The organism is Nocardia sp. NBC_01327 (assembly GCF_035958815.1).
Classification (GTDB): domain Bacteria; phylum Actinomycetota; class Actinomycetes; order Mycobacteriales; family Mycobacteriaceae; genus Nocardia.
Genome location: NZ_CP108384.1, coordinates 257469 through 272008 on the forward strand (window position 1 = coordinate 257469; position 14540 = coordinate 272008).

A 14540-nucleotide genomic window follows, 5' to 3' on the forward strand; every position below is an offset into this window, starting at 1 on the left:
GAACGACGAATCATCCAAATCGGTCGAATCACCTTGGGGGGTCCCGGTAGTATCCGCGCGAAAAACAACACATACGGCTGGACCAGCAGCGATGGCGTTGCTTAGAAGCCTGAAGCTTTCAGGAACTGCAGGGTTATCTACCCGCGCGATTTCCCGAGGGGGTTCGTCCCCGGCACCCTCGCACCCGACGGTGACGAACTCGATGCCTACTTCCTCGGTGGCCCCGAACCCATGGAAACCGCGCACGGGATCTGCGTAGCCATCATCCACCGGGTCGACGATGACGATGACAAACTCGTCGTCCTCCCCGTCGACGCCCCACCGCTGGGCGACGACGATATCGCGGCCGCCGTCGAGTTCCAGGAGATTCCCGGCCGGTACTGCATCATCAGGTGAAGTTCAGTCATCGGCCGCGTTGTCGGGGTCGCGTAGTAGTCGGTGGTTACCGCCGAAGTCGGGTAGATGGAAGGCGTAGTGGCCGTCGATGCCGATGTGCTCACGGATGAACGCCGACAGGAGCCGTCCGAAGTTGTCCGGTAGTCGGCAAGCCTGACCAGGGGAACTCTCAGCGACCCGGCCGCCGTCGTGCGGCAGGGTCGCTGTCATGTCCTGACGGTCTGTCGGTCGATGTAGTAGCCGAGCAGACCGACCAGCGCGTCGTCTCGGGTGGCCCAGGGTCCGCGGCCGGTGAGGCGAGCGCCGTGTCGGTCGCGGGCTTTCCATCGGCCGCGGCCACCACCGACACGGACCTCCCTGGCCAGGGCACCCAGGTGGGTGCCGTCGTGGTCGGTGACCGTCCACTCGCCGAGCTCGGGATCGCGGGTGAGACTGACCAGTTCGGACACCGGGCCGGGCGCGGTCCTCCACCGCGTCACCCGCGCCGCCCATGCTCGCGCCGATTCCGGCGCACTCGCGCGCGGACGTTGGACCGGTTCGGCAGGTGTATCGGGTTGCGTGGCAGTGTGTTCGGGCTCAGGTGGTTTCGCGGACGGGGTGCGGGTGAGCAGTTGGTCGTAGCGCCGCAAGTCGGGCGTCGGGTCGCGACGATCGACAGGCAGCGGAGTACGCACACCAGGCACAACCATCGTGTCGGCGGCAGCCGGCGAACCACCACCGGCGTGCTCGGTGGCTTGGTCATGGTCACGCAGTAGTCGCAGAACGGTGGCGGGTGAGGGGTGCCGGCCCTTCTTCTTGCCAGTGGTGATGACCAGGCGCGCAGCGATGTCGCGCAGGCTGTGATTGCGCTGGCGCAGGTGCAGGGCCATGGACAGCATGTCCTCGTCGGTGACGGTGGCGCCGCCGATGGTTTTGCCCCGCGCGCGAGCGGATTCGTGACCCTCGAGAGTGCGGTCGCGGATGTATTCGCGTTCCATCCCCGACAAGGCGGCCAGCACGGTGAACACGACACCGGACGGGTCGTGGGACCCCTGGAGTTCCCCGGACAGGAATACCAGTCCGATGTCGGAGGCTTTGAGCTGCTCGGCCAGGGCGGCGAGCTCGATTCCGCGGCCGAGCCGTTTGTGTTCGTGCACGACGAGGGTGACCGCGACACCGGAGGCGCGGATCTCGCGGGCGAGGGCGAGGGCGTTGTCGAGCTCGGGTCGGGTAGTGGCACGGGTGGAGATCTTCTCGGCGAAGACCCGGGTGACACCCGCGGCGCGCAGGGAGTCGAGCTGAGTGTCCAGGGATTGGCGCACGGTGGATGCCCGGGCGTAGCCGATGCGCACATGCCCACCGGGTTCGGTCGCGGCCGCCGCCGGGCGCGGCAGCTCGGTCCAGGCCTTTCCAGGTTTGCGTAGCGCCGGGGTGTCGATAGTGAGGGACTTGGCCAGCGAGGGCACAAGGCGGAATCGGGCGGTGTGGTAGCCGATGGCGACCTTACTTTTGCCGGTCCGGCATGGTGAGCCCGCCGGCGCGCGGCAGCTCGACATCGGGCAGTCGTTGGCCTCCACGCGCAGAAAGTCGTCGTCGCTCACCCGAACATTGTTTCATAGGTATGTTTCAAATGTTGAGGTATTTGCAACATCCTATGAAACATCAAATGCCCTGGATGCCTGTCGGGTGCGGGGGTGTTTCATCGGGTGATCACCTATGAAACACGCGGGCCGACCCTCTTGCGATGGCAGGGATCTGGCGTACTCCGGCCGACCCCTCATCACCCGGCGTCGAGTGCGCCCTGATCGAACAAGCGGATCTCCGAGCGCCGCCAGGTTCGGTGGCAGGCGCATTCGAGGTCGCTGTCGGGGTCCTCGTTGCACAGCGGGCACACGCAGTCATCGCAGTAGACGCCGCCCGTGGGGTTGGGACGCAGGGGCATTCCCCGCAGTAGTGGGCGTTCGGTTTCACGGCGCTCCTGGTCGGTGACAGCGTGCATGGCAACGGCACCGATCTTGTCAGGTGAACGACTCTGAGCACTGAACACGGGCCGGTGTGGCGGTGGTGCTCTCGTTCACCGTTTCTCGCGAGTACCAGGGCATCGACTGGCGGAAACTTGTTGTTCGCCAACGCCATTACCCCCGCCCGCCACAGCCCTGACCAGGGACTACTCCATATCCGTTGTTTTCTCGGCGACTACTACCGGAACCCCGATCCGGAGGCTCAGCAGTATTCACTAATAAGGCGCGCATTCGATAATTTCGCCCGGCGATCCGAATGGGCGCGAGCGTGTCGCATTGAACGAAGGCCGTGAAATCTCCGAAGATCCGGTGCGCCATCTGAGCCTGGACGAGGCCATCGCCCGGAACGGCGGGGGTCTTCGGCCCCACGATCGGACTGTCCACCATCCTGGGCCAGATCATCGCGGGACTGCTGATCAAGGCAGATCTGTTCGACACCGGCTGGCGGATGATCTTCCAGATCAATGTGCCGCTCGGCGGTTTCGCGCTCATCGCCGGCATGCGGGCGCTGCCTGGTCGATCGGGCGGGCCCGACCTGACGGGTGCGATCCTTGCCAGCGCGGGCATGGGTTTGCTGATCTATCCACTCGTCCAGGGCCGTGAATGCGGTTGGCCCGCATGGATTCTCTCCGTGCGCGGGGCAGCGATTCTGGTGCTGGCGGGTTTCGTGTGGCTGCAGCAGCGTGCCTGATGCGGTGCCAGGCGAACGTCCCCTTGCGAGAAGTGGTGGCGCCGTTCATCGAAACGGGCGGACCTCCGCAGCGCCGCAGACGCTGCTGCGAGCTCCGAACGGCCCGGACGGTTATGACCGGCTCTCCTCGTTCAGCTCGAATCTGGTTGCGCTGCGAACATTCTACCGCTGGGTCTCGCCGAAGTCCGGGACCTAACCCACTGCCCGGCCTGGGATTTCGGTTCCCAGGGCAGGTTCCAGATCGTCGAACCAGCACGCGGCCGGGTCATAGCGTGCGAAGAACTGCTGCCCTACGAGGCTCGGATCTCGCGCTTGCAACAACCGCAGGGAGAAGACCTGTTCGCCGTGAATAGTGGGAGCTCCGTCGAGCACCACCTTTCCGATATGAGCGGACATCACCGGGCCGCGTGCTGTCCGGGCCAATCCGGATACCCGGGAGATAGCCGCGACGTAGATCTGCAGCGCGCGGGCCAGCGGTACCTCGAAGTATGTCCTCGCGCCGGTATCGCGCTCGACGAACATGTAGTAGGGGATCACTCCCGACGAGACCTGTAGCTGCCACATCCGCGACCACACTTGGGCGTCGTCGTTGACGTGTGCAACCAGCGGCGCCTGCGCTCTGATCACCGCGCCGGTGTCACGCACCCGCGCGATCGCCCGCTGCGCGGTGGTGGTCTGCAGCTCGCGCGGATGAGAGAAGTGAGCCATCACCGCCACATGTCTGCCGCCGGCCACGCACAGCTCGAGCAGCCGCAACAAGTCGTCGGCATCTTGGCCGTCGGTGAAACGGGCAGGCCAATACGACAATGCTTTGGTCCCGAAACGCAACGTGGCGATGTGGCCGAGATCGGCCGACAGCAATGGATCGACCCAGCGGCGCAGGACATCTGTCCGCATGATCATCGGATCGCCGCCGGTGAACAGGACATCGGTGACCTCCCGATGATGATGCAAGTATTCGACCATCCGGCTGGGGTCCGAGAGCGCCTGACGAGCTTCACTGCCGACGAATTGCGCCCAGCGAAAGCAGTATCCGCAGTACGCGTGACAGGTCTGCCCCTGTGAGGGGAATACCAGAACGGTTTCCTGGTACTTGTGCTGCAGGCCGAGCACCGGGAGTCCGTTCACCGTCGGCACATTGGCCTCGAGTTGCCCGCTCGGATGTGGGTTCAGCATGTGGCGTGCGTCCGCCGCCGCCTTGGCCAGCACGGCACGCGGAACTCCGGCACGTATCAATTCGTCGATGCTTCCGAATATGTTGAGCGGCAACATGTCCCGATGCGGGAAGGTGAGGCGGAAGATCGGATCATCTGGTGCGTTATCCCAGTCGATCAATTCGTCGACCACGTAATTGTTCACCCGGAACGGCAGTACGCTCGATACCACGCGCAGCTCCCGCACGTAATCGTCGGGGAGCCCGCGACTCTTCGCCAGTTCTGCGAGTCGTTCGCCGGTGTAGAGCTTCATATCTACCTATTTCTCGTCGGGCAGGAGCTGGCATCGCGCTCTGAGGCCGTGAGTTCATAAGGGACACACTCCATGTGGAAGCCGGCCAAGGTATGCAGCAATGCTGCCGCGACCTGCGCCGAGGAGGAGGCGCGGAAGCGGAAGCTTGCTCCTACGCCGACATAGCCGGACGCTTCCCTGATGACTTCCCCGGCCTGGGGAACCAGGCTGTAGTAGGGGCTGTAAGCAGGTGCCACCGCGAAGAACACCGCGGTGACGACGCATGGGGGTGCGACCGGCGGCCGCACCAGCAGCTGCCCGGCCCGTTGCCCGCTCGGCAGCGGGCCGGGCAGCGGTTTGCGTCCCATCTGAATGTCCACAGCGGCGGCGACGAGGTCGTAGTGGTACACCTCCCGCCACAGATGGGTGAATTCCGCACCGGGGATGCGACCGGCCACCTCCAGGAACTGCAGCTGCGGCACGCCCGAAGGGCCGTGGAAGAGCTCGAGATGGAAGACGGTCGGCACGCCCTCGCTCAAGGCGGACAGCACGGAGCGCGCGAAGTCCGCGAGCGACTCATTGAGCACAACGTCATCGATATCGACTGTGCCCCAGCTATTCTCGCCATTTTCGAAGTCGAGGCAGTTGTGGAAGTACCGTGTGCCACGCCAGGGGCCGAGGTCGGTGCCGGTCCACACCCCGTCGATCGAACCGGTCTCCCCTGGGCAGAAGCGCTGCACGAGAAAAGGTTCCGCGTCGAGGTCGGGGAGGAGTGAGAGTTCCTCGACAGAGGTCAGTACGACGACATCACGACTTGTTGCACCGTATCGTGGCTTAACTACCAACGGAACACCATGCTGCGCAGCGAATTCCAGCACGGCATTCCGGTCAGGGGCATCGGCGAACGCCGGTAGCGAAACACCTGCTGCGGCCACCTTCGCGCACATCAATAGTTTGTCGCGGAACGCCCGCACGTGGTCGAGGCGGTCACCGGCGATATCGAATTCCTCGCGCAGCTGCGCCGCTACCAGTAGATCGAACTCGCTGATCGCCACGATGCGGTGTGGAACGCCGTGGCGGCTCGCAAGATCACGCACCGAGCTTGCGACATCGTCCGCGGAGCTCGAGGTGAGCACCTCTGCGGCGGCGTATGCGGGAATTCGGTCCAGCACCTGCTCGGCGCATACGTAGGTCACGACGTTCGCGCTGTGGTCGATGCAGTCGAAGTACGGAACGAGCGGTCCCCGCGAGCGGTGGATCACGACGATGTGTTGACGCACGAGCTCCTCGTGTTCGATGCCGGAGGGAGATGTCGGTGCCTGGCCAGACCGTTCAGCCAGACGATAGGTGTCGACAGCGCGATGATCAGCGCTGCGCACACGAAGATGGGGCGCGGATTGTTGCCGTCGAATCGGGTCAGTAGGCCTGCGAGCAGGGCGCCTGACGTGGCGGCCGCGAGTATCGCCGAGCGGGCCGCGCTTGTCACCCGCCCGAGCATCGCCCGAGGGACCAGCTGTTGCCGCAGCGTCCGCACCACGACGACCACCAGCACGGATGCTCCGGCGAGTAATGCATGGGCTGCGGCCAGGCAGAGCACATCGGGTGCCACGCCGATCAGCCCCAGCGCGCCCGAGATCGACAGTGCGCCCAGTGCGCACAGTGATATCGGCGGCAATCGGGCGGCGATTGTCGAGGCGCACAGCGCTCCGAGGACTCCGCCGACTCCGCCACCGGCGACCACGAGACCGACCAGAGCTGTTGAGGCGCCCAGTCTTTCGCGGGCGAAATAGGGAATCAAGGTCTCGGAGCCCTGAGCGAAATTGGTGATCACCTGCAGCAACACCAGGCCGCCCAGGATCGTCGATGCCGTCAAATAGCGCAGCCCGGCACGTAATTCGAGGTAGGACCGGTGCAGCGTCCCCGTAATCGGGACTTGGTCGGTCGTGGGTTCGGACAGCTGCCGGCTGGCGAGTACTCGCACGGAGGTCGCACTCCTGGCGGTGCGCCACAAAGTCGCCAACGAGACCGCGAAGGTCATCGCATTGACCAGCAGCGCCGCGCCTACTCCGCAGCCGGCCGCTAACAGTCCGACCGCCGCGGGACCGAGCACAATCGACAGCTGGCCAGACGTCTCCAGGAAGGCATTGGTGCGCAACAGTTTCTGGCCGTCGTACAGATCGCGCACGGCCACTGTGAGGGCGGTCTCGAAGAAGACCCCTGCGATGCCGGCCGCGATCGCCAGACCCAATACCACCGCAACCGGGCACACCCGCAGCGTGATAGCTCCGGACAAGGTCAGGAAAATCATCAGACGGGCAACGTCTGCGGTGATGAGGACTCGCCACGGATCGGTCCGATCCACCAGGGGGCCGGCGGGCAGTCCGGCGATGAGATAGCCGACCAGGCGAGGGGCAGACGCCAGCGCGGCCAGTAACGGATTGTCGGTCAGCTGGAGCACCGCTAGGGGAACAGCCAATATGGCCAGCCCGTCGCCGAACAGCGAAACTGCCTGGCCCGGAAGGAATATGCGGCTGCTATGCATGCCTGGGCACCGTCCACATGTGCCCGGTCAGCGGTTCGAGGCGGCAACCGTGCGCGGTCTTCTCCGCCCATTTGAGCGTGCCGTAGTCGATACGAGCGACTCCGCGCCGCAAGGCCGCCGAGATCAGCTCGTGGAAGTGCATGACGAAGTAGGCGCCGTATGCCTGCGGCAACTGCCCGCACCACAGTTGCCGCAGGGTGTCGCCGTGGCGCAGCGCCAAGGTGAAGGCGACGACGCGGTCCTCGTGGCGCACCGTGGTTACGACAATGTCTTCGGGCGCATAGTGTTCGAACATCCGGTCCAGCGTGTCGGACTGCTGAGTCCGATCGGCGGCGGACTTGTATTTGCGCAGCAGCCCGAGGCGGAGCTCGAGCACCTCGTCGCGGACCTCGTGTAGATCCGCTTCTTGGACTGTCATCCTGTTCTCGTCCAGGCGTCGCAGCAGCCGCCGAATCCCGGAGCGCCGCCGTTGAGAGAGCTGTTGCAGGTACTCCTCGACACTGCTGAAAGTCATCGGCAGCACACAGGTCGAATACAACGGGACAGGATGCGCGCCGAAGTCCGCCAGGGCTCGGCGGAGCAGTGCCTGTCGTTCGGGAACGTAGAGAAAGGACACCGATCGAGCTCCGTGAGCTGCCGCCCACGCGTCGAGGTCGTCCAGGGTTCGCCCCAGCAGGACAGGGTCGGTCGCGCCCGATCCAGCCGGGGCACAAGAGTATCCAGGCAGCATCACCAGGATCGACGGATACAGTTGCCCGGTTGCGAGCACCGTCGCCGGAGCTTCCCGTGGTTCCGGCCACGGGATATCGCCGCGCAGCACCGCTGCGATGTCGTATCGGGACTCCGAAGGTGGAGACTCGAGCCAACGGGCGTGCAGCCCGATTCGGGCCTGCCCATCGACCTCACCGACCAGCCACAGCGGGTCCCCGGGCAGCAGTGGCCCCATGGTCTCGAGCCATGGCACCGACACGGTGTATTCCGGGACGGCCGTCGCCAGTTCCGCCCATTCGTAGGGCCGGACAGCGGTAGATCTCGTATCCAGACGCATCGTCGACCTCCCGATGATCGGAACGAATTGCGCCGCTCCGAGATATAAGCCGCTATTTGACGGGACGTTAATCATCGACCCGTTAAAACGGTATCACCGAGTTCGGAGATGAGGAAGCGCTGCGGAACGCCGGCAGGTCGGGCAGCTCGTGTCCGAGCTCGAGGTTGATTCTTCTCAGCAACTCGGAGATTTCATCGGTCATTGCTGGTCAGACTCCAATGCGGGAGCTCTGCTCATGGCAACTCCCGCGGCTCCGGCCGGAGTCCGGCAAACCTGTACAGCCGAACGCATCTGTCGTATTCAACTCAGCGACAAGGGTTCTCGTCGGCCTTCTCTTCTCATAGGTGGGAACCGAAGCGATATCGTCGGGCTCGGTGTCAGGTCGTCGGCCGGTAGGTACTTCAGGTCCGGCCGGCTGCGCGTGCGGAGAGCTCGGGGAGGTGGAGGTAGCTGGGTTCCGTGTCCGGCGGCACGGCGTTGGTCGGGGTGAACGGCGCTACCGCGGAACGCAATTCGATGAGGTCGCGGGCATGGTCGTCGAGCGCGTGGTCCTCGTCCGAGATCGGCTCCCACGGTGGAATGGCCCGTGCCTTTCCGTCGCCTGCGAGGGCCACCACGACCGCGCGCGATTGGCCGCCCCCCTGCTGCCGCGAACTGGTGTGCGCCCTCAGGTGCTGGCTGGCTGTGCCTGTTTCCTGGCTGGTTTCGGCTGGCTCGCGCTGGCCCATGCCGACAGCGGCTACGTCACCGGCGTGCTCGGGCCTGCGCTGCTCATCGCGGTCGGCATCGGGCTGACCTTCCCCACCCTCATGGCCGCGGCGACCGCCGACGCTCCCGAGGACGAAGGGGGAATCGTCGGAGGCATGGCAGCCACTGCCAATCAGGTAGGCGGGTCGGTTGGCCTGGCGGTGCTCGCAACGGTCGCAATGGAGGCCGGCGGAAGTTCCCGGGCCGCCCTTGCCGCCGGCTACGACCTGGTCTTCCTCGTAGCGGCCGGGCTCGGCCTAGCTATCGCGGTGGTCAGCGTGCTACTGCCGCGGCACCGGAGCGGCTGACCGAGGACGCCGCGTGCTCGCTCGCCTGCCCTGACTCGGTCGATGACCCCGGCCGGATCAGGGGCACGGTTCACGCACCCGGCTTTCCCTGACCACTTTCCCTGACTACCACGTCCACACGACCCGCGTGCTACAGCCGCTCGATCGCATCGCCACGGCTGAGACCGCCAGCAGCGACCTCGCCCTTCAACTGCGCCGCCAAATCGTCGTAGGTCATGGTCAGTTTCCTCCTTACCGACTCCCCGCTCCCCGCCGGAGCAGCTCAGACGGCTCATGCGACAGCTTGCATGAGGCCTCCGACAGATCGCGTGAGAACTGACAGGGAGTGTGGCTTCCCGACCTATCTGGCGGGCCCCACCCACCGTGACCAGCGGCTCGCCACTTGCATCAGTCATGTCGTCCTCATTTCTTCCCGAGATATCTGGCGGATTTCTGGATCAGCACGGCGGCGGCGGGTGCCCAGCGCGCTCCGTGACCTGAGGCTCGCCGCCTCCGCCACATGCGATCTGGCGGAACCCGGGGGTAGTGACTGGTAAGGACCCGTATTCAACTGGTCTGTATTCCCCGGAACCCCCTCGACAACCAGCGGCGAGCTCCTGGTCAGGGGCATCGCCTGACCGCAGCCCGCCACGGGGACCTCAGCGTGCTAGGACTGAAGCAGCCATTGGAGCTGCGCATGAGGCCAGAGTCGCAGCGGCTCAATATGGTTCGGTCCCGGTTTCGGTGTGGTTCACTCGGGTAATGGATCGGCTGGCTATCGAGGCTCTGAGCGTGTTCGGTTTGCCACCAGTGGAATTCGTTGATCTCGCCGCAGATCTCGGATGTCGCCGCATCACGATCTTTCTGCAGAATGTGGCGTCAGTGCCGCTCGGCTATCCACCGTTTTCACTGAAGGATGACGCCGCGCTCAGAAAGGACATGCTGGGCGCGATGGACCACCGCGGCGTCACAGTCTCGCTGGGCGACGGGGTCCTGGTGTTACCGGGCGCTGACATGCGTTCGTTTCGCGGCGATCTCGACATCCTCGCCGAACTCGGCGTGCCCCGGATCAACGTGGTCAGCCTCGACCTGGACCGCCACCGCACCTTCGACCAGTTCGGTGCGCTGGCAGAATTGGCGGCGCAGCACCGTATCGAGACGATGATCGAAGTGGTGCCCGAGCCTGACCGTCGGTGACCTGCCAACCGCACTGGCCGCGGTGAAACATGTTGCGAGGCCGGACTTCCGATTGCTGATCGACACCATGCACCTGGTGCGGTCGGGATCCGATGCCGCGGACCTCGCCGCCGTCGACCCCTGCCACATCGGCTACGCCCAAATCAACGACACCACGCTGCAACCACGAACTGACAACTACGCCGAGGAAGCCCTATACGAACGCATGGTTCCCGGCGAAGGTGAACTACCTCTGCGCGATATCCTCACCGCGCTTCCCTCCGACATCGTGATCGGACTCGAGGTCCCGAGACGATCACTGGCGCTGGCCGGCGTCCCTCCCGCCGAACGGCTTCGCCCGTGCCTTGAAGCGGCACGCGCTTTGCTGACCGCAGAATCCCCGTCCTAGTCGCGAATCGTAAGGTTTTCGCGGCACCAATGCCCGTCCCCGGCTGTGTTGATTTTGCCGCGTACACGGCAACCTTTACAGATCTCGCCTGCGTAAACCTGCTGCGGCCGAGGGTGTCTCGCGAACGATCGTTACTGGACGCGGACCTACGCCCTCGGCAGCGATGTGCGCGCCCTGCTTGCGATCACCGCTAACGCATCGGTCGCCGCGGGCGAGTTCGATCGGGGCAGCACTCGGGGCTACCGATGGATGGTTCGGCAGCGACTTGGGCGTGTCGGGCACCGCCCTGCCATGGTAGTCTCATTGAGCTAAGGGGTAGTCTCCATCGGTGGCTATCAGACTGTACTTCGCGCTTGCACAGATGATGGCGAAGGCCGGAGTCGACCTCACCCCCGAGCAGGTCACGGACCTGATGCGCCGATGGCTGGCCGGTCAGCGCAGGGCATGGGGCGAACCCGCCTATGACCCCGCTACCGGATGGCTGATGCACCAGCTGTGGATGCGCACCGACGACGGGCAACCTGTCCAGGTCACCGGTCGGATCGCCCCACCGGACTTCACCATCATCGATGTCCGCCCGTTGACCGTCACCGAAACCGCCGAACTTACCCAGTGGGAGGCCCGCAATGATTGACAACACCACCCCCACCGACGACGTCACCCCGCAGGAGATGGCACAGATCCTGGCCCGCCTCCAGCGCGGCAGTGCACCCGAGGCACCGGCTCCCGCAGACACCGGCACCGAAAACCGCATGCAAGCACGCTCGGTGAAAATGCCGCAGGAGCTCGATACGCGTGTCGAGGTCCGTGCCGCGGGACTCGGCATGAGCAAGAGCGCCTATTTCCGCTGGTTGGCCGAGAAAGATCTGAAGAACGCATACAGCGACGAGCCGGAGATGGTGTCCCTCGAGCAAGCGCGCGAAATCGCGACCCGCGCAGTGGACGAGGCACTGGCACGGTTATCGCACCGGACCGGTCACGCCGCCTAAATCAATTTGCCGTCGACCGCGGCGGCGGGTGACCCGGCTTCGCTCCCTGCGTCGCGATGATCAAACGAACCTGAGCGGCAATGCCGAAGGCAAACGGGCGTTGAACACGAGTCGGCCTCGAGGATCGGGGCTGACTCGTGCCCGCTCGCTGGTCGAGATCACCGAGACACTCGATGCCACCGAGTTCGAGACCGCTCACCAGTTGATGCGCCTGGGTGTGGCCGAGAACTCGCATTCCGGAGGCACCTGGAACCACTACGCACCCGGCGAACACACCCGGTGACTATCGAACCAGCCCTGCAGCTGGGCGTGCGTGTGCTGGCCTCGCCACCAGCTCGGCACCGGCGCCCGGCGTCCACTGCCGCGTGCGGCTGCGGCACGATCGGATGGCCGAAGCCCTCGAAGGCGGCGAGGGCGGGCAATACCTCACCCCGGTGTCGCACACCCTGACCAGCATCGCCAACGACCTGGAAACCGAACTCACCCAATGGATTCCCCACGGCCGGGTAACCCCGGAACTCCGCGCCAACGCCCACCGGCTCCGTGACATCGCCACCGCGCTAGCCGACCACGCCGCCACCGTTGAGCACTTGATCAACGGTGACGGCGATGATCCAGACATCTGAACCACCTACCGAATCACCGGTCCCGAATCCCCTTTGCGGCTGGTGACACGATTCTTACCGGCACCCCGATACGTCAGCAGCGGCCCGATCAGCCCCGACGCATCGACCACGGTCGGCACCCGCCAATCCAGCGGGCAATCACCGGTCTCGAAGTACAGCGACAACATCTCACACGACGCCGTAGGCACCACCGAATGCGGTGTCCCACCAGGAATCCACAGCGCCCGAGCCCGCTGCACCACCCACCGGCACTCCTCGACCACCATGGTCAGCACCCCATCCGGCGCCCAGGTCAGCTGATGCTGTGGATGCGCATGCGCCACCAGACCCGCAGGCGACTCCAGCGGAATCACAATGCTCGGAAAGTCCGCATAGTCGAGGGTGGGGTACAAATCCTGCCGCATACGACCAAGGTAACCGTCTTCGTCCGAGCCGCGAACTGTCAGAGCTCGACCTTGCCGGCGTGCGGGCGCCGGCCGAGCTGGCAGGCGGTCGTCGCCATCACCGAGGCGTGTGCGGCACGGGGGTGATCCCGTGCTCCTCCGAGTAGCGCGCGAGCTGGAGATCGAATGTCGGTGCGCTCGAGAGCATCCAGGCGTCCGCGGTCGGCTTCACCACTACGATGGGGCCGGTTCCGGGGCCTATCGCGTCCGCGATGTCTCCGGTTTCGATGTATCGCAGGGTATTCCACCCGAATAGGTAGCACCAGCCGTGGTCCTCGACTGTTGAATAGAGGGCCAGTGGTCGGGATCGGCTCGAGAGCGATTCCAGGTACTGAGACGCTAGTGCCCGAGCTGTCGGCTCATCCATGTGCACCCCTCAGTTCGTCCGTAGCAGTTGCAACTCAGCGTAACCATCGGTGTTGGCCCAGTCGCCAAGCTGGCCGTCGACATAGAAGATGCGACGCCGGCGATTTACCACGTTGAATGTGTGAGCCGCCAAGAATTTCCCGTTCTCATCGCGCCGCACACCATAGATGATCCCGCGCGCCTCCGGACCCGCGGACAACAGCGTTCTCTCGATCTCGGGAAAACCTGACACCGCCCGGGGTCGGTCGCGGACACCGACTGACTTCATCACATGGTCGGGCCAATGCCAATCAGGGGCAGGTGGTTTGGGCCGCCGGACGGCCATCACGTATTTCCGCGACAGCCGTTGGTCGACTGCGACCGCGCAGGATTGACAGTTGTAACGGAAACCCCACTGGCCTGACTTGAACCCCGGGTTGACTCCACCCAGTTCAGGAAAGATCTTCAGAAATGGTTCTTGTGGCCCCGGCTTGGGCGCAATACCGGATTCGCTACGACTCCCAGAGGGTGCCGCCGTGCGAATCACATCGGCGGATCGGCGATCGGCGTCATCCAGTCCGACGGCTGCTCGATCGGACATGCTGCCGAAACCCTGGTAATGCTCGGCCATCGCCTTGGCTGCCTGCGGGAGGCCCGGTCGGTCGATCGTGCCCGCGAGTCCGTCGGTCACAAGCTTGAGCAGTTGTGCCGGTTCCTCGTCCATGATCTCCCGACATCCGTAGAACGATCCGCTACTACGACAGGGGGAGTCGCGGCCAAGTTCAGTCCAGTCGGACATCGTTGCCGAGTTCAACGCCAGCGTCAACCGCCCTCCCCACCCGCGAAGGTATGGACGAAGCGCGCCGCCACACGCAGTGGGAATTCGCCAGATTCGGTTGCGCCTGACGTTCGCGACGGAAATAGGGCCTGAGAACCGACAGGTTTCGGTGGACGAGGCCGCGCGGAGAAGGCTGCGGGGATGTCAGTTCCCGTCTGATGTGGCGGGGTTGACCCTCGGGGACCTGCGGCTCGCCATTCGGGGTCCATGCGGCCATTTGTCATTTCTTCCCATCGGAAGTGGCGGATTTCTGGTCGGCGCGGTGAGGTTCGTGCGGAGGCCGGAAGTCGTCAGACCGCAGCGTGGTTCAGGGCAGTGAATTTCTAGGTGTCTCGGCGCTGGGCTTGATGCTGCTCGACCCAACGGCGCAGGGGTCCTCGCCGGTATGCAGGCCCGAGGCCCATCCGCGAAGCCCGAGACGGCGGGCGACGTGCTGATAGAACGACCGCTGTTCGTAGAACAGCTCCGCGAGACCGATCCGGCGCCGCCAGATCGGATCCATCAAGATTTCGGCGAGGACCACCGCTTCGGGCAGAACGAGCATCCATGTCGGCAGA

General features: G+C 64.8%; 18 protein-coding genes and 1 pseudogene. 8 read left to right on the plus strand and 11 right to left on the minus strand.

Annotated features, from left to right (window positions below; all coding sequences use genetic code 11):
- Positions 1-135: 135 nt before the first annotated feature.
- Positions 136-396, plus strand: coding sequence for an inorganic diphosphatase (locus OG326_RS42800; RefSeq protein WP_327147032.1), 261 nt, complete (start codon positions 136-138; stop codon positions 394-396).
- Positions 397-399: 3 nt separating this feature from the next.
- Here the strand turns inward: OG326_RS42800 and OG326_RS42805 are convergent, their stop codons facing one another.
- From OG326_RS42805 to OG326_RS42815, 3 genes are all read right to left on the minus strand, one after another.
- On the minus strand, positions 400-606 hold the full coding sequence (locus OG326_RS42805) for a hypothetical protein (protein ID WP_327146880.1): 207 nt from the start codon (positions 604-606) through the stop codon (positions 400-402).
- Positions 603-1976 carry a recombinase family protein gene (locus tag OG326_RS42810; protein WP_327146881.1) on the minus strand — a complete coding sequence of 458 codons (1374 nt, stop codon included), beginning with the start codon at positions 1974-1976 and terminating at the stop codon, positions 603-605. Before OG326_RS42810 ends, OG326_RS42805 begins: the two co-directional genes overlap by 4 nt.
- A 179-nt stretch (positions 1977-2155) precedes the next feature.
- On the minus strand, positions 2156-2374 hold the full coding sequence (locus tag OG326_RS42815) for a hypothetical protein (protein ID WP_327146882.1): 219 nt from the start codon (positions 2372-2374) through the stop codon (positions 2156-2158).
- Between the two features lie 470 nt (positions 2375-2844).
- Between OG326_RS42815 and OG326_RS42820 the strand changes: the two genes are divergently transcribed.
- A complete protein-coding gene (locus OG326_RS42820) occupies positions 2845-3087 on the plus strand; it encodes a hypothetical protein (RefSeq protein WP_327146883.1) in 243 nt (80 codons plus the stop codon).
- Between the two features lie 192 nt (positions 3088-3279).
- Here OG326_RS42820 and OG326_RS42825 read toward each other — a convergent pair whose 3' ends face one another.
- The 4 genes from OG326_RS42825 to OG326_RS42840 form a co-directional block, all read right to left on the minus strand.
- Positions 3280-4554 carry a KamA family radical SAM protein gene (locus tag OG326_RS42825; RefSeq protein ID WP_327146884.1) on the minus strand — a complete coding sequence of 425 codons (1275 nt, stop codon included), beginning with the start codon at positions 4552-4554 and terminating at the stop codon, positions 3280-3282.
- Between the two features lie 1237 nt (positions 4555-5791).
- On the minus strand, positions 5792-7075 hold the full coding sequence (locus OG326_RS42830; RefSeq protein ID WP_327146885.1) for an MFS transporter: 1284 nt from the start codon (positions 7073-7075) through the stop codon (positions 5792-5794).
- Entirely contained in the window at positions 7068-8123 is a 1056-nt protein-coding gene (locus OG326_RS42835) for a GNAT family N-acetyltransferase (protein WP_327146886.1), read from the minus strand. The genes OG326_RS42830 and OG326_RS42835 overlap by 8 nt, the downstream gene beginning before the upstream one ends.
- A gap of 401 nt (positions 8124-8524) precedes the next feature.
- Positions 8525-8740, minus strand: coding sequence for a hypothetical protein (locus OG326_RS42840; protein WP_327146887.1), 216 nt, complete (start codon positions 8738-8740; stop codon positions 8525-8527).
- 54 nt (positions 8741-8794) lie between these two features.
- Between OG326_RS42840 and OG326_RS42845 the strand changes: the two genes are divergently transcribed.
- The 6 genes and pseudogenes from OG326_RS42845 to OG326_RS42870 all read left to right on the plus strand — a co-directional run bounded on the left by OG326_RS42845 (position 8795) and on the right by OG326_RS42870 (position 12357).
- Complete coding sequence (locus OG326_RS42845; RefSeq protein WP_327146888.1) at positions 8795-9178, plus strand: hypothetical protein; 384 nt, start codon at positions 8795-8797, stop codon at positions 9176-9178.
- 741 nt (positions 9179-9919) lie between these two features.
- A pseudogene (locus tag OG326_RS42850) lies at positions 9920-10742 on the plus strand (sugar phosphate isomerase/epimerase family protein).
- A 328-nt stretch (positions 10743-11070) separates the two neighbouring features.
- Positions 11071-11376, plus strand: a complete 306-nt coding sequence (locus OG326_RS42855; RefSeq protein ID WP_327146889.1) for a hypothetical protein — start codon at positions 11071-11073, stop codon at positions 11374-11376.
- On the plus strand, positions 11369-11731 hold the full coding sequence (locus OG326_RS42860; protein WP_327146890.1) for a hypothetical protein: 363 nt from the start codon (positions 11369-11371) through the stop codon (positions 11729-11731). The genes OG326_RS42855 and OG326_RS42860 overlap by 8 nt, the downstream gene beginning before the upstream one ends.
- 100 nt (positions 11732-11831) lie before the next feature.
- Positions 11832-12014 (plus strand): hypothetical protein, encoded by a 183-nt coding sequence (locus OG326_RS42865; RefSeq protein WP_327146891.1) that lies wholly within the window; start codon positions 11832-11834, stop codon positions 12012-12014.
- 103 nt (positions 12015-12117) lie between these two features.
- Positions 12118-12357 carry a hypothetical protein gene (locus tag OG326_RS42870; protein WP_327146892.1) on the plus strand — a complete coding sequence of 80 codons (240 nt, stop codon included), beginning with the start codon at positions 12118-12120 and terminating at the stop codon, positions 12355-12357.
- Positions 12358-12362: 5 nt separating this feature from the next.
- On the opposite strand, the gene OG326_RS42875 is transcribed toward OG326_RS42870, so the two are convergent.
- The 4 genes from OG326_RS42875 to OG326_RS42885 form a co-directional block, all read right to left on the minus strand.
- Entirely contained in the window at positions 12363-12761 is a 399-nt protein-coding gene (locus OG326_RS42875) for an AraC family ligand binding domain-containing protein (RefSeq protein WP_327146893.1), read from the minus strand.
- A 97-nt stretch (positions 12762-12858) separates the two neighbouring features.
- On the minus strand, positions 12859-13167 hold the full coding sequence (locus tag OG326_RS43150; protein ID WP_442791103.1) for a YrhB domain-containing protein: 309 nt from the start codon (positions 13165-13167) through the stop codon (positions 12859-12861).
- 9 nt (positions 13168-13176) lie between these two features.
- Positions 13177-13869 carry a toxin glutamine deamidase domain-containing protein gene (locus OG326_RS42880; RefSeq protein ID WP_327146895.1) on the minus strand — a complete coding sequence of 231 codons (693 nt, stop codon included), beginning with the start codon at positions 13867-13869 and terminating at the stop codon, positions 13177-13179.
- Between the two features lie 421 nt (positions 13870-14290).
- Positions 14291-14527 (minus strand): hypothetical protein, encoded by a 237-nt coding sequence (locus OG326_RS42885; protein WP_327146896.1) that lies wholly within the window; start codon positions 14525-14527, stop codon positions 14291-14293.
- Positions 14528-14540: the final 13 nt, after the last annotated feature.